20 protein-coding genes are annotated in these 17291 nt (G+C 41.0%); 9 read left to right on the top strand and 11 right to left on the bottom strand.

Translation table 11 applies throughout. From position 1 onward, the window contains the following. Positions 1 to 3: 3 nt before the first annotated feature. The 11 genes from ACQZ43_RS05120 to pdxA all read right to left on the bottom strand — a co-directional run bounded on the left by ACQZ43_RS05120 (position 4) and on the right by pdxA (position 8253). Positions 4 to 1239 carry an NADH-quinone oxidoreductase subunit D gene (locus tag ACQZ43_RS05120; protein ID WP_430614878.1) on the bottom strand — a complete coding sequence of 412 codons (1236 nt, stop codon included), beginning with the start codon at positions 1237 to 1239 and terminating at the stop codon, positions 4 to 6. Between the two features lie 31 nt (positions 1240 to 1270). Continuing rightward, complete coding sequence (locus ACQZ43_RS05125) at positions 1271 to 1792, bottom strand: NADH-quinone oxidoreductase subunit C (RefSeq protein ID WP_430614879.1); 522 nt, start codon at positions 1790 to 1792, stop codon at positions 1271 to 1273. A 1-nt stretch (position 1793) separates the two neighbouring features. Continuing rightward, positions 1794 to 2345: an NADH-quinone oxidoreductase subunit B gene (locus ACQZ43_RS05130; protein ID WP_430614881.1), complete on the bottom strand. Its 552-nt coding sequence runs from the start codon at positions 2343 to 2345 to the stop codon at positions 1794 to 1796. A 12-nt stretch (positions 2346 to 2357) separates the two neighbouring features. Beyond that, positions 2358 to 2723 (bottom strand): NADH-quinone oxidoreductase subunit A, encoded by a 366-nt coding sequence (locus ACQZ43_RS05135; RefSeq protein WP_430614882.1) that lies wholly within the window; start codon positions 2721 to 2723, stop codon positions 2358 to 2360. A gap of 203 nt (positions 2724 to 2926) precedes the next feature. Next, positions 2927 to 3127, bottom strand: coding sequence for a cold-shock protein (locus ACQZ43_RS05140; protein WP_430615597.1), 201 nt, complete (start codon positions 3125 to 3127; stop codon positions 2927 to 2929). Positions 3128 to 3264: 137 nt separating this feature from the next. Next, a complete protein-coding gene (accC, locus tag ACQZ43_RS05145; RefSeq protein WP_430614883.1) occupies positions 3265 to 4614 on the bottom strand; it encodes an acetyl-CoA carboxylase biotin carboxylase subunit in 1350 nt (449 codons plus the stop codon). A 71-nt stretch (positions 4615 to 4685) separates the two neighbouring features. Next, positions 4686 to 5186: an acetyl-CoA carboxylase biotin carboxyl carrier protein gene (accB, locus tag ACQZ43_RS05150; RefSeq protein ID WP_430614884.1), complete on the bottom strand. Its 501-nt coding sequence runs from the start codon at positions 5184 to 5186 to the stop codon at positions 4686 to 4688. 26 nt (positions 5187 to 5212) lie between these two features. Further along, on the bottom strand, positions 5213 to 6208 hold the full coding sequence (locus tag ACQZ43_RS05155) for a beta-ketoacyl-ACP synthase III (protein ID WP_430614886.1): 996 nt from the start codon (positions 6206 to 6208) through the stop codon (positions 5213 to 5215). Between the two features lie 159 nt (positions 6209 to 6367). After that, positions 6368 to 6562: a 50S ribosomal protein L32 gene (rpmF, locus tag ACQZ43_RS05160; RefSeq protein WP_219294860.1), complete on the bottom strand. Its 195-nt coding sequence runs from the start codon at positions 6560 to 6562 to the stop codon at positions 6368 to 6370. 9 nt (positions 6563 to 6571) lie between these two features. Next, positions 6572 to 7132, bottom strand: coding sequence for a YceD family protein (locus ACQZ43_RS05165; protein WP_430614888.1), 561 nt, complete (start codon positions 7130 to 7132; stop codon positions 6572 to 6574). Between the two features lie 56 nt (positions 7133 to 7188). Further along, entirely contained in the window at positions 7189 to 8253 is a 1065-nt protein-coding gene (pdxA, locus tag ACQZ43_RS05170; RefSeq protein ID WP_430614890.1) for a 4-hydroxythreonine-4-phosphate dehydrogenase PdxA, read from the bottom strand. A 58-nt stretch (positions 8254 to 8311) separates the two neighbouring features. On the opposite strand from pdxA, the gene ACQZ43_RS05175 reads away from it, so the two are divergent. The 9 genes from ACQZ43_RS05175 (at position 8312) to ACQZ43_RS05215 (ending at position 17284) form a co-directional block, all read left to right on the top strand. Next, a complete protein-coding gene (locus tag ACQZ43_RS05175; RefSeq protein ID WP_430614891.1) occupies positions 8312 to 8911 on the top strand; it encodes a riboflavin synthase in 600 nt (199 codons plus the stop codon). 157 nt (positions 8912 to 9068) lie between these two features. Next, on the top strand, positions 9069 to 9791 hold the full coding sequence (locus ACQZ43_RS05180; protein ID WP_430614892.1) for a DUF1266 domain-containing protein: 723 nt from the start codon (positions 9069 to 9071) through the stop codon (positions 9789 to 9791). Positions 9792 to 9894: 103 nt separating this feature from the next. Continuing rightward, positions 9895 to 10473: an RNA polymerase sigma factor gene (locus tag ACQZ43_RS05185; RefSeq protein ID WP_430614893.1), complete on the top strand. Its 579-nt coding sequence runs from the start codon at positions 9895 to 9897 to the stop codon at positions 10471 to 10473. A gap of 2 nt (positions 10474 to 10475) precedes the next feature. Then, positions 10476 to 10676: a hypothetical protein gene (locus tag ACQZ43_RS05190; protein ID WP_430614894.1), complete on the top strand. Its 201-nt coding sequence runs from the start codon at positions 10476 to 10478 to the stop codon at positions 10674 to 10676. Then, positions 10669 to 11514 carry a mechanosensitive ion channel family protein gene (locus ACQZ43_RS05195; protein ID WP_430614895.1) on the top strand — a complete coding sequence of 282 codons (846 nt, stop codon included), beginning with the start codon at positions 10669 to 10671 and terminating at the stop codon, positions 11512 to 11514. The genes ACQZ43_RS05190 and ACQZ43_RS05195 overlap by 8 nt, the downstream gene beginning before the upstream one ends. Positions 11515 to 12052: 538 nt before the next feature. Next, positions 12053 to 12895: a hypothetical protein gene (locus tag ACQZ43_RS05200; protein ID WP_430614896.1), complete on the top strand. Its 843-nt coding sequence runs from the start codon at positions 12053 to 12055 to the stop codon at positions 12893 to 12895. Positions 12896 to 12968: 73 nt separating this feature from the next. Next, on the top strand, positions 12969 to 13808 hold the full coding sequence (locus ACQZ43_RS05205; RefSeq protein WP_430614897.1) for a hypothetical protein: 840 nt from the start codon (positions 12969 to 12971) through the stop codon (positions 13806 to 13808). A 99-nt stretch (positions 13809 to 13907) separates the two neighbouring features. Further along, positions 13908 to 14717 (top strand): hypothetical protein, encoded by an 810-nt coding sequence (locus tag ACQZ43_RS05210; RefSeq protein WP_430614898.1) that lies wholly within the window; start codon positions 13908 to 13910, stop codon positions 14715 to 14717. 926 nt (positions 14718 to 15643) lie between these two features. Further along, the gene (locus ACQZ43_RS05215; RefSeq protein WP_430614899.1) at positions 15644 to 17284 is read left to right on the top strand and encodes a hypothetical protein; all 1641 of its coding nucleotides are present in this window, start codon (positions 15644 to 15646) and stop codon (positions 17282 to 17284) included. The last annotated feature ends 7 nt before the right edge of the window (positions 17285 to 17291 follow it).

Genomic DNA, 17291 nt, shown 5'->3' on the forward strand with positions numbered 1-17291 from the left:
TTCTTAAGCGTCTAATTCTCCTGCGATAACGTTCATACTCGATAAGGTGATGATGGCATCAGACAACATCTGTCCTTGAACCATATCGTTATACGCTTGGTAGTATATAAAACAAGGTCTTCTAAAGTGGAGTCTATATGGGGTTCTACTTCCGTTGGTAATCAGGTAATACCCCAATTCGCCATTGCCCCCTTCAACGGGATGGTATACCTCTGTATTGGGAACGGGTATTTCACCCATCACAATTTTAAAGTGGTATATCAAGGCCTCCATGTTTTGGTAAACGTCTTCTTTCGGAGGTAAGTAGTATTCCGGAACGTCGGCATGAAACGGACCTTCGGGCATTTTGTCCAGGGCCTGTCTAATGATTTTTAAACTCTCCCACACCTCTGCATTACGCACGCAGAAGCGGTCGTAACAGTCGCCATTTTGTCCTACGGGGATGTCGAATTCGAAATCTTCGTAAGAGCAATACGGCTGCATAACGCGGATGTCATAATCAACACCTGCTGCACGCAGGTTTGGACCGGTAAAACCGTAATTAATCGCTTTTTCCGCACTGATAGGACCCACACCAATGGTTCGGTCCATGAATATTCTGTTTCTTTCCAGTAGGCCTTCAAACTCTTTCCAAATCGCTGGGAATTCCGCTAAGAACTCATCGATTTTGCGGAAAGCCGCCGGGCTCCACTCTCTTTCGAATCCACCTATGCGCCCCATATTGGTAGTCAATCGGGCCCCACAGATTTCTTCGTATATTTCGTATATTTTTTCGCGGTATTGAAAAACGTATAAAAACCCTGTCAAGGCACCGGTATCCACACCCATTACCGAACTACAGATAATGTGATCCGCAATACGAGCCAATTCCATGATGATTACGCGTAAGTATTGAACTCTTTTGGGAATTTCTATGCCCAAAGCCTTCTCTACGGTCATCCACCAACACGTATTGTTAATCGGCGAGGAACAGTAGTTCAATCGGTCGGTTAACACGTTGATTTGGTAAAACGGCCTGTTTTCCGCGATTTTCTCAAATGCGCGGTGTATATAACCTACGGTTCCTTCGCCATCGATAATCTTCTCTCCATCCATCAATAGGATGTTTTGGAAAATTCCGTGGGTCGCGGGATGCGTAGGGCCAAGGTTTAGAATGGATAGTTCCGTTCCGTCCTCTTTTAATCGGGCTTCAATCAGCTTCGCATAGCGATGCTCTGGTGGTAATAATAGGTCTGACATAGTTTGGTTGCAGTCTTATTTCAGGTTTCTATTAGCAGTTGTGTACAGTTCTTCCGAAGAAACGATCGTCTTTGTCGGTTCTTCCTCCGTCTTCTAAAGGGAATTCTTTTCGCAGTGGAAAGGATTCCATCTCATCCATGTTTAAAATGCGTTTTAATTGCGGATGGTTTTTAAATATAATACCGTAAAAATCGTAGGTTTCCCGCTCTTGCCAATTGGCACTTAGGAACAAATCGGAAACCGTGTGTACTACGGGGTTTTTGATGTTTAAGTAGGTCTTGATGCGAATGCGTACGTTATCGAGCCAATTGTGTAAGTGGTAAACCACGGCCAATTGACGGTCTTCGGTATAGTCGGGATAGTGTACACCGCAAACATCCGTGAGGAAGTTAAAACGCATCACGGCATCGTCTTTTAAAAAGGCCACGACTTGGTGCAAGGCTTCTGGAGCCACTTCAAAGGTGAATATATCGTGTTGTTGATGAAACTCGGTTACTGAAAGTCCGAACTTCTCAATCAAGGTATCTTGAATAACAGCAGTCTCTAAAGCCATTTTATTTGATTTTATAAGAATTTAATAGATCGGTATACTCGGCAGAACTCCTTCTTCTCACGGATTCCGATTTTACGATATCCTGCAATTTCAAAATTCCGTCTAAGATCTGCTCCGGTCTCGGTGGACAGCCCGGTACGTATACGTCTACGGGAATCACCTTGTCGATGCCTTGCAATACGGAATAGGTGTCAAAAATACCTCCCGATGAGGCACAGGCACCCACGGCTATCACCCATTTGGGCTCGGCCATTTGTTCGTAAACCTGTCTTAATATCGGAGCCATTTTCTTAGAAATCGTTCCCATGACCAACAACATATCTGCCTGTCTGGGCGAGAAACTCATCCGTTCCGAGCCAAAGCGAGCCACGTCGTAATGCGCAGCCATAGTAGCCATAAACTCAATACCACAACAAGAAGTAGCAAAGGGCAAGGGCCACATCGAGTTCGCTCTAGCCAATCCTACCACCGTATCCAGTTTGGTAGCAAAAAATCCTTCTCCAGAATAACCATCCGGTGCATCGGCCATTTTATATGTAGATTTATCGTCCATAATTGCTGTGATTTAGTCCCATTCGAGACCTTTTTTCTTAAATTCGTATGCCAAGCCTATGATTAAAAGGAACATGAAGATCGCCATTTTCCAAAATCCATCCCAGCCCATTTCTTGAAAATTGACTGCCCAAGGATATAGAAAAATCACTTCAACATCAAATAATACAAAGAGTATGGCTACGAGAAAATATTTTACATTAAAGGGAATTCGAGCATTTCCTACAGATTCGATCCCGCACTCAAAGTTGATGTCTTTGTTTTGGGACTTTCGCCTCGGGCCTAATAAGCCTGATACGTATACAGTTAATACAACAAAACCAGCAGCTAATCCCAGCTGCATTAAAATCGGTATAAAATCTAATTGGGTTGATTGCATAAAAAAGGGCATTTTTAATATAAATTACACAAATATACTCTGAAGGGCGATTATATCAAATTATATAGAGATAGTCTTGTGCTTTTATGCTGAAGTTGCGCTAATAAATAATTAGACTAATTATAAATAACTGGAAATTAACAAACAAAAAAACCGCTCTTTAAGTAAGAACGGTTTGTAAGCAAATGGAAAATAATATATAATTAATCTTCTATTACCTCTACTTGTGCGGCTACTTTGCCTTTTCTTCCTTCTTCTTCAACATAAGAAACGTGGAAACCCTCTTGAAGTTCACTTCCGTTTAATCCAGTAGCATGTACAAAAATATCATTTCCTGTTTGGTCGTCTGTGATGAATCCGTAACCTTTTTCTTCGTTGAAGAATTTTACTTTGCCTGTTCGCATTTTAAAAAAAAAAATATTAATAATGCTCAAAGATATTATAATTATTCACATCTACAATTTTTCAGATAAAAAATGTATACTTTTTTTAAGGGGTGTTTTTAGGAACAAAAAAACCGCTGTTTCAGCGGTTTTTGGTATTATTCTTGTGGGGTTTTCATTACGAAATCCTCCATAAAAGCCGTGGTATAATTTCCGGCTACATAGTTGGGTTCGTCCATCAATTGTCTGTGGAAAGGAATGGTTGTTTTGATTCCTTCGATGACAAACTCGTCTAGGGCGCGTTTCATTTTGTTAATCGCCTCTTCTCTGGTTTGAGCCGTAGTGATTAATTTCGCGATCATAGAATCGTAATTGGGCGGTATGGTATAGCCGGAATACACATGAGTGTCTAGGCGTACTCCATGTCCTCCTGGAGCGTGTAGGGTAGTGATTTTTCCCGGTGAAGGTCTAAAGTTGTTGTACGGGTCTTCCGCGTTGATTCTGCATTCGATCGAGTGCAATTGCGGCAAGTAGTTCTTACCGGAAATCGGCACACCTGCTGCAACGAGAATTTGTTCGCGGATCAAATCGTAGTCGATCACCTGTTCGGTAATCGGATGCTCGACTTGAATACGGGTATTCATTTCCATAAAATAGAAATTGCGGTGTTTGTCTACCAAGAATTCTATGGTACCCGCGCCTTCGTATTTGATGAATTCCGCTGCTTTTACCGCTGCTTCTCCCATTTTTTCGCGAAGTTCATCGGTCATAAATGGCGAAGGGGTTTCTTCGGTAAGCTTTTGGTGTCTGCGTTGGATCGAACAATCTCTTTCCGACAAGTGACAGGCTTTTCCGTAAGAATCGCCGATGATTTGGATCTCGATATGACGCGGCTCTTCGATGAGTTTTTCCATGTACATACCGTCGTTGCCAAATGCAGCTAAGGCTTCTTGGCGTGCATCTTCCCATCCTTTTTGAAGGTCTTCTTCTTTCCAGATGGCGCGCATTCCCTTTCCACCACCACCTGCGGTGGCTTTGATCATTACCGGGTAGCCGGTTTCCTTGGCGATCGTTCGGGCGTCTTCTAGGGTTTCTATAATACCGTCCGAACCGGGTACTGTGGGTACTCCAGCCAATTTCATAGTCGCTTTGGCACTGGATTTATCGCCCATTTTGTCAATCATCTCTGGAGAAGCTCCGATGAATTTGATTCCATGCTCTTCACAGATTCGGGAAAACTTGGCGTTCTCCGACAAAAATCCATATCCGGGGTGTATAGCATCTGCATTGGTGATTTCTGCCGCTGCAATAATGTTTGATATTTTTAAATAAGAAAGGTTGCTCGGTGGTGGACCGATGCAAACCGCTTCGTCAGCAAATCTGACGTGCAAGCTGTCGGCGTCGGCAGTGGAGTAAACCGCTACGGTTTTAATCCCCATCTCGCGACATGTTCTAATGATTCTTAGAGCAATTTCACCTCGGTTTGCGATTAATATTTTTTTAAACATCTTTTGAAATTTTAAATTTTACTTGGGATTAAATCCGGGTTCTAAAGTTTTTTAGAAATGATTTAAATTTCTTAAGATGGATCAACTAAGAATAGTGGTTGGTCAAATTCTACTGGAGACGCATCGTCAACTAATACTTTTACAATCTTACCAGATACCTCTGACTCGATTTCGTTGAAGAGTTTCATCGCTTCAATAACACATACCACATCTCCGGTTTTAATGGTCGATCCCACTTCTGCAAAGGCAGGTTTGTCTGGAGATGGTTTTCTGTAAAATGTACCGATAATGGGCGATTTTACCGTGATGTACTTGGCATCTTGATCAGCGATTTTTGCAGCTTCTGTAGCAGCAGCTACTTCGGCCGATGGCGCAGTGGGTGCTACGGGTTGTGCAGCAGCAGCCTGTGGAAGTGCAGAGTTAACCGGTACTTGTTGTATATAAGTCGTCTCTGTGCTTCCTGCGTCGGTGGTCTTGATGGTGATTTTAAAATCATCCATTTCTAATTTTACTTCAGTAGCGCCTGATTTTGCTACGAATTTAATTAAGTTTTGAATTTCTTTAATGTCCATACTTTTGGTATTGGTTAGTTGTTTGTTTATTTGCTATATGCCCACTTGAGGTAAATCGCTCCCCAAGTAAATCCTCCGCCAAATGAAGCGAATATGATGTTGTCTCCCTTTTTCAATTGATCTTCAAAGTCGCAAAGCAACAAAGGTAGGGTAGCCGATGTGGTATTCCCGTATTTCTCGATGTTGATCAGGACCTTGGAGTCGTCTAACTTCATGCGGTGAGCCGTGGCATCAATGATGCGTTTGTTCGCTTGATGCGCAGCCAGCCAATTGACGTCGTTATGAGTAAGGTTGTTGCGTTCCATGATTTTTTCGCTGACATCAGCCATGTTGGAAACCGCGTATTTAAAAACCGTTTTCCCATCCTGAAACACGTAGTGTTGCTTGTTGGAAACCGTTTCTGCTGAGGCGGGAAGTATAGAACCCCCTGCGTCGATTTTTAAGTAGGAACGTCCGATGCCGTCGCTGCGAAGCAATTCGTCTTGCAATCCATAACCGTCGTGGTTGGGTTCAAAGAGTACTGCTCCGGCGGCATCGCCAAAGATAATGCAAGTAGCGCGATCGGTATAATCGATGATCGACGACATTTTGTCACTGCCTATAAGTAGGACTTTTTTATATTTTCCGGATTCGATGTACGCAGAGGCTACCGACATGCCGTATAAGAAACTAGAACAGGCCGCTTGTAGGTCAAATGCAAAGGCGTTGGTCGCACCGATTTCGGTGGCAACATAAACGGCCGTGCTCGCCACTGGCATATCTGCTGTAGCGGTGGCTACGATGACTAAATCGATTTCTGTAGCGTTGAGACCTCTTTTTTCCAGTAGGTTTTGGGAGGCTTTAATAGCCATATATGAAGACCCTTTACCTGCTCCTTTGAGAATTCTTCTTTCTTTTATTCCAGTTCTTGTTGTGATCCATTCGTCGTTGGTATCTACCATCTGTTCTAACTCCTTGTTGGTCAGTACATATTCAGGTAAATAGCATCCTACGGCGGTAATGGCAGCGTTTATTTTTGTCATATGGGGGTGCTTTGTATTAAAAACATTCCAAAAAGTGGTGGAAATTACAAAAAAAAATTGAAAGCAACTGTTATTTTCTACCCGGAATGGATTCCCGGTTTTAAATAACAAAAAAAACTCTCACACATTGTGAGAGTTTTCCCTTATTTTTCTTGATAATTATGCTACAGCTACGGCTTTGTCTACGACAACTTGCCCTCTGTAATATAATTTTCCTTCATGCCAGTAAGCTCTGTGGTAAAGGTGAGCTTCACCTGTAATTGGACATGTAGCAATTTGAGGAGCAACCGCTTTATAATGCGTTCTTCTTTTATCTCTTCTTGTTTTCGAGGTTTTTCTCTTAGGATGTGCCATCTTACTGTATTATTTATCCGTTAATAGTTTTTTTAATTGATCCCATCTAGGATCAGTATCATTGTCTTTGTTACTTTCTATCTCTTCGTTCGCCGATTCCGATTCCTCGACTTCTCTGGTGTAACCCAAATAATCCAGTGCCTCGCAATCCAGGCTTCCATCAAATACACCCGGGTGAACCCTTTTGTGCGGAATGGACAGGGCAATCATTTCATAAACGTATTGAGCCACGTCAATTTTGTGTTCATTAAATGGGATGACCAAATATTTATCGTTGTCTTCATTAAATTTTTCGCCAAACTTGACAATCAAATCCAATGTGCCTTCTAAGGGCATGTCAAAATCTTGAGCCGTAACGTCGCAGGGAACATTTACATGACCTTCAAACGAGAAGGTGAACTCAAGGTGTGTGCTTTTTTTGTTTAAAAGAACGACAACTGCTGCTTTAATATCATTAAAATCGACATAGTTATAAGGTTCAAAGAACGTTTTATCTATGTGGTTTTCAAACTCGTGTTTTCCTAATTTTAATCCTATAAAAGGAATTAAGAAGGGTTTTTCATTACTCATGAGAACATGATTTGAGCGTGCAAAGATATAAAATAATTATAATTACAAGCAGGTTATCAATTTTTTTTTGATGTAAAATCTTTTTGACGGCTAACTAAGGGCTCTTTAATGAGTTCCGCGTTGATTTTGCGGTTCTTATAAATGTCTATGGCCAAATATACTGCCTCGCGAAATGAGGTGGCGTCGGCGATGCCTTTCCCCGCTATTTCATAAGCGGTTCCGTGATCGGGAGAGGTGCGGATTTTGTTTAGTCCCGCCGTGTAATTAACGCCACTGCCAAAGGAAAGCGTCTTAAACGGAGCCAATCCCTGGTCGTGATAGCAGGCGATCACCGCATCGAATTTTTCGTGCTGATTGGAACCAAAAAAGCTGTCGGCGGCAAAAGGGCCGGTGACCAATATGCCTTCGGCAAAGAGTTTTTTGATGGTCGGACTGATGACTTGGAGTTCCTCCTGACCAATTACCCCGTTGTCTCCACTGTGTGGATTGAGTCCCAAAACGGCGATTCGCGGTTTTAAAACGTTAAAATCTTCTTTTAAACTCTTGTTGATCGTCTTGACCTTGCGGATGATCAAGTCTGCGGTAATCTCTTTGGCCACGTCTTTCAAAGGGAGGTGGTCCGTCAATAAACCGATGCGCAGTTGGTCGCAAACCATCAGCATCAACGCGTCGCCTTCCAATTCCTGGTTTAGGTAATCGGTGTGACCCGGATGCTTGAAATCCTCGTCTTGGATGTTGTATTTGTTGATCGGTGCCGTAACCAATACGTCGATCAGGCCCGATTTGAGCGCTGCCGTAGCTTCTGTAAACGACTGTATGGCGTATTTGCCGATAAGCGGATCGTTGGTGCCAAAGTTCACGTTGACCGTTTCCTTCCACAGGTTTAGTACGTTGATCTTGCCCTTAACGGCCTGCTCTAATTTATCGATGCCGTGTATTACTGCATTGTTGCCTAGGGTCTTCTTTACAAAGGAAAAAGGTTTTGAATTGGCAAAAATTACAGGAGTGCATAATTCGAGCATGCGGTTGTCTTCAAAAGTTTTGAGGATGACTTCACTTCCGATCCCGTTTAGGTCTCCAATCGAGATGCCGAGCATTATGTTTTCTTCTTGATGGTTCATAATAAGCTGTAATTTATTGCTAATTTTGTAAGCAAATTTAATGAAAATAAATCGAGTTATGTTTACAGGAATAGTGGAATCCATCGGACGGGTGGAAAATATCGTAAAAGAGGGCGAGAATTTGCATATAACCCTGGGGTGGAATTTGGCCTCGGAATTGAAAATCGACCAGAGTGTGGCACACAATGGAATTTGTTTAACCGTGGTAGCATTGACCGATACCACATATACCGTGACGGCGATAAAAGAAACCATAGACAAAACTGCCATCGGACTGTGGTGTGTTGGAGATCGCATCAATCTGGAGCGAGCCATGATTTTGGGCGCTCGCTTAGACGGGCATATCGTTCAGGGACACGTCGATCAAGTGGCGCAGTGCATCGGTATAGAAGATTCCAATGGCAGTGTGTACTTTGAGTTTGAGTACGACCAGAGCTATGCGAATATCACTATAGAAAAAGGTTCAATCTGTGTAGACGGTACCAGTTTGACGGTAGTGGACTCCGGTAAAAACACCTTTAAAGTGGCTATAATACCTTATACCTTAGAAAATACCCTCTTCGGCAGTTATAAGGTCGGGACTACCGTTAATTTGGAATTTGACGTCATCGGCAAATACGTTTCTAAAATGGTGAGTTTAGGTTGGTCACAGGGGTAGCGGGTGTTGATTGCAGCGTATTTTGCAAATAAAGATGCTGTTTTTCGCTAATGCTGTGGGAAATTTTTGTTTTTGATGAGAATAAACGTCGTTTTTTTTGTATGTCGTTTAAGAATATACTATTTTTACTAAGTTGTGTAATTGTAAATGTAGTAATATGGAGAATTCTTTAACAGCTTCGGGGTGGAAAGACGATTTTTATCGTAAATACAGATTGAGTACTGTTCCGGAACACCTCTTGATCATTGGCAGTTTTCTTATCGAAGCAAATTATAAAAGCGACAGCAGTACTTTGCGATCGCGTTTGGACCCCAAAAAAATCGAAGGTATACTCAATCAGGCTTGGTGCGTGGTCGGCGCTAAAAATGCCAAGCAACTCATCGAGAGCTTGCTGACCCTGCCCAGTGTACACAATTTTAAAGATGTCGCAGAGGTGGTGTTGAATCAACACAAATCACATCCCAAACATCCGGTGGCCTCTGCCTTGTTGGGAGAGTCGGCCAAGTTGTTTCACTTTATCGATCAAAAGTGCGAAACCCGCTTTTTTGATTGTGGGTATACCTTTAACTTTTCGGCCTACCAAAACATAAAAAATGTGGCTAGCTGGGATATTGAAAGAGCGGGATTAATCATCAGATATGCCTTTACCATAGGCTGGCTTACCGAAGAGGAAGCCATCGCTTATCTGAAAAAAGCCTATACCGTGGCCGAATTAAATTATTCCAATTGGTGTCAGTATTTCATTGGATACCTTAAAGGACGCGCTTTATTATTCGACGCGTCAGAAGGCGAATCCAGCAATTATATCACCGTTTTGAATGAAATTATGCAGCAGCCGGAGATGTATTTTCATCATTATCCACTCACTCAAAGCAATTAATTTTAATAACGCAACTTATAATGATTATAAAAAACGGAAATAGATGTGACTTTTTTGCAAAACAGGTGTCTTAATTCTATTTGACCATATAGATAACGAAGTTATGGAGTTAGATTCATTAAGACATATTAATCTGGAAGATGAGGAGCTGGTGACTTTGGTCATTGAAACTGGGAATGCTACGTATTTTGGAGTTTTGTATGATCGCTATTCCGACTTGGTATACAACAAATGCAGGAGTTTTTCCGGATCGGATGTGATGGCTCAGGATTTGACCCACGACATTTTTATCCAACTCTTTGTCAAATTGAACACCTTTAAAGGGAATTCCAAGTTTTCAACTTGGTTGTTTTCCTTTACGTATAATCATTGTGTGAATTTCTATAATCGCGATTTAAAAAAGAAAAATTTAGAAACAGATTTAATAGAAGAGTATAATTACAGTATTCCGATGGGAGAAAATGATATAGCCGATGAGGAAATACTCGCTTTAAATGCCGAGAAACTTCAAAGAGTATTAAAGATTGCCGAGCCTGAAGAAAAAGTGGTGTTGCTGATGAAATACCAAGATGAGATGTCTATAAAAACCATTGCCGAACAAGTTGGCATTGGAGAAAGCGCAGTCAAAATGCGGCTTCACAGAGCCAAAAAAAGGGTGCTGGAAATTTATAATTCATTATAAAGATGGAAAATCCCTTCAAGCAAATTTTGCACGACGAAAAATTGCCCGAAATCATAAAAAACCGGGTTACCGATAATATTGCATTGATAAAATTGTCTTTGGAAGTGGCGGAATTGTTTACGATAAAACTACCGAATGTCATGGCCACCTTGATTAAAGAAGAACCCAAAACAGACCCCTCAAATGACACAGATAATGAATAGTTTTTCTCGCACTTTTAACATAGAAGACCCCTCTCAATTCATCGCTACATTGATCAATACCTTGGCCAGTGGAGCACTTAAAGTATTGATTATTTTACTCTATGTGTTAATTAGTTGGGCGTGTATTCGACTGATCTCTTTTTTTGTACGAAGAGTCGTGATTTTAACCCGCATTGGAAAGCTACAAGACTTTTTTAACGCCAACGAGTTTTTAAAGAAAGCCCGGGTTAAATTGAATTTAATAGTAATCATTGAAGCCTTCGTGAAAATCTTTTTTATACTGATTTTTATCGTAGTAGGCGCAGATATGTTTGGCCTAGAAGTGGTGTCCAGTCAAATTGGAATTTTTGTTTCGCTGATTCCCCAGTTCTTTATTTCGCTGTTGATTTTTATCTCTGGCTTATATCTGGCTTCCTGGGTGCGAAAAGCCGTGACCAATTTCTTTGATGGTATCGGTTTTGGCGCTTCCAAATTAATAGGTAAACTAATCTTCTATATCATTTTTGTTTTTTTTACCATTATCGCCTTAAATCAGGCAGGTATCAATACCGATATCATTACCAATAATATTTCAATTATAGTAGGCGCTGTTTTTGTCACCATGGCATTGTCTTTAGGATTGGGTTCCAAAGACCTGGTTACCGTATTGTTATATTCCTTCTATACGCGAAAAAACTTAGAAGTGGGTATGCGCATTCGCATCAATCAGTTCGAAGGGATGGTGCTGTCTATAGACAATATTTATCTGTGCTTGCTCGTCGACGGAAAAAAAACCTTGATTCCGATAAAAACCGTATCGAGTTCTACTATCGAATATCTCGAGTCCACTTCGAATTAGTCCCGCAAAGTATTGCATATAAATTTAAGGTTTAAGAGAAAAGCGCTACTATAATTGCGCTTTACGGTTATATCGGGCTGTCTTCTTTATGAAGGTAGCCTTTTTTCGTAGATTAAGTAGGTGTTTCTTAAGCGAACTATGGCTAAAGCAACGCATTTGGCCAGTGTTTTTTTAAAATACTAGTTTTTTAACGATTCTGATGACTTTTACGATATTCTTTGTGAAAACACCAGTGTTTTTCGAAATCGGTATCAAAGGGTGCTTTACTCCATGAATTTCTTCGTGTACCGGGTTTTTTATTTTATTTTTTTTGGGTGAATTAAAATTTAAGGGACTCAAAATCTTTTGAATAAGGGGGCTTTGGTGACTTTTGCCTTTTCTTGGTGTCTAATTAGATACTAGTCGCTTTTGCCTGATTTTTTCGCTGTCGCAAGTCATAAAATATCTATATAGGTGATTTTTGACATCACTAGAGAATGTTAGAAGACAAGATTTAGGCGAAATCAGGATTTTAGAAATAATTATTAAAATGCTATCTATGAGAAAAATTACTTACGTCTTTTGTTGGACGTTATGGGGGATTGGTGGAAGTGTGTTTGCTCAAACCGGGATGAACACTACAACGCCCAAAGCCACGTTGGAAGTCGTGGCAGGACAGAGTATTTCTGCGGAAAATGGGGTTTTGATTCCTCGTACTACGGGATTGGATTTGGTTAGTAACGACGCGCAGTATACTGCCGAACAGGACGGTACCATGATTTTTGTAACCGAAGCGGTTCCCACGGCTTCGATGACATCCAAAACCAGCGAAATAACCAAGCGTGGAATGTATGTTTACCATCACCGCCCTTATGAGCGCTGGATTCCTTCGGTAAGTGGTAAAACATCCGTAACGGCCAATAAGGTTTTTGTGATGATAAACTGTGAGGCCACTCGTTTGATGACGGCAAATACCGAAGCAATTCGGTGGAATCCAAATTTCGAGGGTGTCAATAAAAATTTAGTTCGTTTAGTGGGCAATACCGAGGTGGTTTTGCCGCCTTTTCGAACCTTAAAAATACAGGGAATGATTCCCATTGGCTATGGCGCGGGTACCGAAGCCAATAAAAAAGTTGCCTCCAGTTTGAGAAGTGATTTGCTTTTGGTAAGTGGGGGTGCGGATGCACGGGTTTATAGTTCGACTCCGGGTTTTGCGAGATCGTCCAATTACAACAGAAACAATCAAGGGGGCGCCACGCCGGCGATGATGATTATCTATACGGGCTCTGCCGGCGCAACTATTAAGGCCAATGCAACTAGAGAAGGAACACTCCGAACCAATATTGCTGGCGGTATTGCTCACAATACCATTGGAAGTTATCTGATTATTGAAGAGATATAACAACTGATTTTTAAGAGCGTAGCTAATTTAAGAAAGAGATAAAATGGACTTAAAATATAAAATAAAACAACAGATGAGAAATACATTGGTTTTTTTCGGTTTACTGTGTGCTTTTGAATTAAGCGCCCAAACCGGGATTAATGAAATGGCGCCTAAAGCCTCTTTACACATCAACAAACAAACGGGGGCAGACGAAGTGGTGGGAATGTTATTCCCGCGGTTGCCCGCTAGTCAGTTGGCGAGTGTATTGGACTCGGACTACGATGGTGTGATGGTTTTTGTTACCGAACCCGCTGCAAATCCCACTGGAATACTAAGGGAGGTAACCCGTAGGGGATATTATTTTTTCGACATACAAAAGAATATTTGGTCCCAGATGGGAAAGCGTTATGCCAACCTGATTGAAGAAGATCAGCTAATTTACGCCCAGGTGTACAGAAACGGTTTTTTTCATTTGACTTATCCGGGAAATTCGACCAACAACTCGACATATATAGATAATTATTTAACGTGGAACGGCATCAACGGTACGCCAGGCGCCAGTGCGCTCGCAATAGATGCGGATCGAAGTACGATTGTCTTGCCCAAAGGTCATTTATTTCGCGTAACGGCGTTAATCAGTATCGTCAGCGCGTCAAGAGCGGGTTATGTAGCCGCACAATTTGAATCCAGGACCCCTGGAGCTAATTTAGCGGTGTCGTCTTTGGGATATATAGAAACTATCAACGAGCCCTATCAAGAAGGCGGAGTAGCCTATCCTACGGCTGTGGTGGATACCCACAATCAAGCAATTCGAATTGCCTTAAATGCCAAAGTTTATGGACACACATTCCGCGACAGGAACTTAGTTATAGGTGGATCGGAAAGCGATGATACCTATTATTATACGCAACTGATTATAGAAGAATTATAGTATCTCGAGCGAGTGCATATACGAGGCTGTAGCGTCAACAAGTTTATAGACCAACGCCCTAAAGAGATGTACGTGGTAAAAACAAATAAAATCGATAATATGAAATATTTATATATAGGCGTCATGTTCGTGACTTTTGGCGCTTTTGCCCAAAAGACTGGAATCAATACTCGTGAGCCCAAGGTGTCCTTGGAAATCCGCGACAATTTAGATCCCGCTATTCCCAATGGGCTTATTATCCCCAAGATATCGGGGGTGGAATTGCAGTCAAAAGACGCCCTCTATGGCGGGGATCAAAATGGAATTATGGTAGCAGTTGTCGCGCCCTTAGCGTCGCCCAATACCGGAAAAACCGAAGCCGTGACCGAATCGGGTTATTTTTATTATGATGCCCTGGATTTCAAGTGGCGTAAGTTGGATCGCTATATCGATGTAGCGGCCGAAAAAATCATAGCGCAGCTCAATCGGTCTGCTGTGCAACAATTGATTTCGACTACTGGTACAGCGGTGAGTTGGAATGATATTTCTGGAACACATGCCGGTGAAGACATCAAACTTAGCGGGGTCAATAAAACGGTCATCGAGTTGGCTCCAGGTAAATCCTATAAAATAATGGGAATGACGGGTATAGGATCTCAATCTTCGGTCTCCGTACTCAAGACTAAATTTGAATTGGCAGAACCCATTACAGGTACGGCTAAGATTTATTTTTCGATGGCGGGAACTGTAGAATCGACATCATTAGACGTTTTCAAAGGAGCGGGTACCTATCCGATTTGCTATGTGTATTCCGGAGATCAGGGGCTTAAGCTTAAAATGCAAGCCACCGCTTTGAATCCCAATACCTATATTGCTGGGGGCCCTATGGGACAAAATGAAGGTACTTTTGTGTCGATCCAGGAGTTGTAAAATAAGTTGTGTGATAGGAGTGTTGGAGATAAAAAGCTGACTGAGATTGGTAGTGGCTGATTCTTCTAGCTATAAACGACTAGTCCAATACCGCTTTTGAGTACTTGAATAGTTCTAGTGGATTGCAAAAGGGCGTAGGTCATTTTACCGCTTGACAACGAGTCATTTAGTTGGTTATGTCTTAAAAACCATTTCATTACCTAGTATATAGGTAGTCAAATGGTTTTTTTGTAAGCGTTAATCGGGGTTGGCAACTGATAACGAGTGTAAGAGTGTTGCTACGGTGGTATTAATCTTCCATAATTTATCCATAATCAATCTGTAGCAATCCACACCACTCGGCATCCGCTGTTGATATAGACGCCTACTGTTGGTTCCTTTAAAAGGAAACTCAAGACGGACAATCAGGAAGTGAACAGTGAAGCCAAGTAATTAGGAATCACGATGCCAAACTATCGACTAAATAAAAGGATGATCTCTTTTTTTTACGACATAAATCTCTGTGTTTATGACGGAATAGCTTTGTTTGGAGCTGGCAAAAGACACCGTTTAACGGGGTTTTGCAGCGTTTTGACCGTGAATTATCTATTGGTCTAAGACCGTTTTGGGTATTTTTTATTCGCTAAAAAGACTTTTTTTTTCTTAAACTTCCAGATTTCTCTCTTGTTTGGACACTTGTTAATACCTTTTTTAAAGGGATTGACATTTTTTTTTATTTTTTTATAAATCATATAATTTAACACAGTCTTTTAAATAAAATCCAAGGTTTGTATGTGTTATGAGGTTTTTTTTCACTTTAATTATATCTTTTTTAACAAAAAATAGTTCTTAAAATGTATCTTTTTGGCTGTTTTTGTCTAAGTTTTTGTGACCTTTTATTGGACTAGTGTCTAAATAAGTGAATAAGAACGCTAATTATAGATATTATGAAAAAAAGATTACTTTCGGTTGCTTTCCTAGTTGGTGCAATAGCAACTGGTTACTCGCAAGTAGGTATTGGAACACAAACGCCTAGTGAGTCAGCTCAATTAGATGTTGTTTCCTCTAATAAAGGGATATTGATTCCTAGAATCGCCCTTACTAGTAAAACGGATGCAACGACTATTACAGCCGGAAATGTAAACAGCCTAATGGTGTATAACACCAATACTGCTGTTGGAGAAGGATACTACTATTGGATGACCGATAAGTGGTTGAAAGTGATTAACTCACAAGATATCGCAACTTGGACGGGGGCAAACAACATTAACCACCTTTTAAGCGTAAATCACGTGTCGCATAAATTGATTCTTGAAGATGATCAAGGAATTCTAGTGGATGTGCTGTTGAGTGAGATTTTTAAAGACCAAGAGTTTGTTAATGCCATTACCGTGACTCACGTGGATGAGATTTTTAACAACACCGAAGTAATCAACAATATCATCAATAAATTGAAAGGAGACTACGGTAACGTATTCTACGATCAAGCGACCAATAAATTCCAATATTTACACAATGGAGTTATGGTTGATATTGACTGGAGCGACGTTGTTGGAGCAAATACGACCAACGTAAGCTTAGTGGTAACAACTACGGGTGATTTAAAGCTAACCGATTCAGCAGGAAACTCTGTAATTGTAGCCTTAGAGGATATTTTTAACCACGCTGAGTTTATTGAAGCCATTACCGTGAATCACGTTGATGAGATTTTTAACAATGCGACGGTAATTGAAACGATTATTCAAAACCTAAAAGGGGATTACGGTAACGTATTCTATGATCAAGTGACCAACAAATTCCAATATTTACACAATGGAGTTATGGTTGATATTGATTGGAGTGCGGTTATTGGTGCCAATACGACCAACGTGAGCTTGGAAGTGACAACTACAGGTAATTTGTTGTTGACTGACTCGGCAAACAATACCGTTCACGTGGCCTTACAAGACATCTTTGACCATGCCGAATTTATTGAGGCAATCACTGTTAATCACGTAGAGGAGATTTTTAATCACCAAAACGTAATTAATAAAATTGCAGCAGCACAACCTTGGAAAATCCAAGTAAGTGGTGAAGGAGCTAGCGAAAATACAGATAAAATTTATCAGATGGGAACGGTAGCTATCGGGGCCAATGATATTCCAACGCTGACTATTGGAGGAGCAACACAAAACGTTCAGTTTCACGTTGCGGGAAATATCAGTACTACAGGTAAGATATATACCACCAATAGTGTGTATGCCGATTATGTTTTTGAAAACTACTTTAATGGACATTCAGACATCAACGAAGCATACGAATTTAAATCTTTGGAATACGTGAAGGATTTCGTAGCGAAAAACAACCACTTACCGGGTGTGACTAAAATTTCGGACTTGTCTAGAACAGAGCACGGTTATGCTTTTGACATGACGGAATTGAGTATTCAACAATTAGAAAAAATTGAAGAATTGTACTTACATACCATCGAACAACAAGATCTTATCGATAAACAAGAAGCTGAAATCAACCAATTGAAATCAGAGTCACAAACGGTTAAAGAAAGATTAAATCAACTTGAAAATCTAATCCTCAAGATTTCAAAGTAATCCTCTT

The sequence above is a fragment of the Flavobacterium sp. JP2137 genome (assembly GCF_050562195.1).
Taxonomy (GTDB): Bacteria; Bacteroidota; Bacteroidia; order Flavobacteriales; family Flavobacteriaceae; genus Flavobacterium.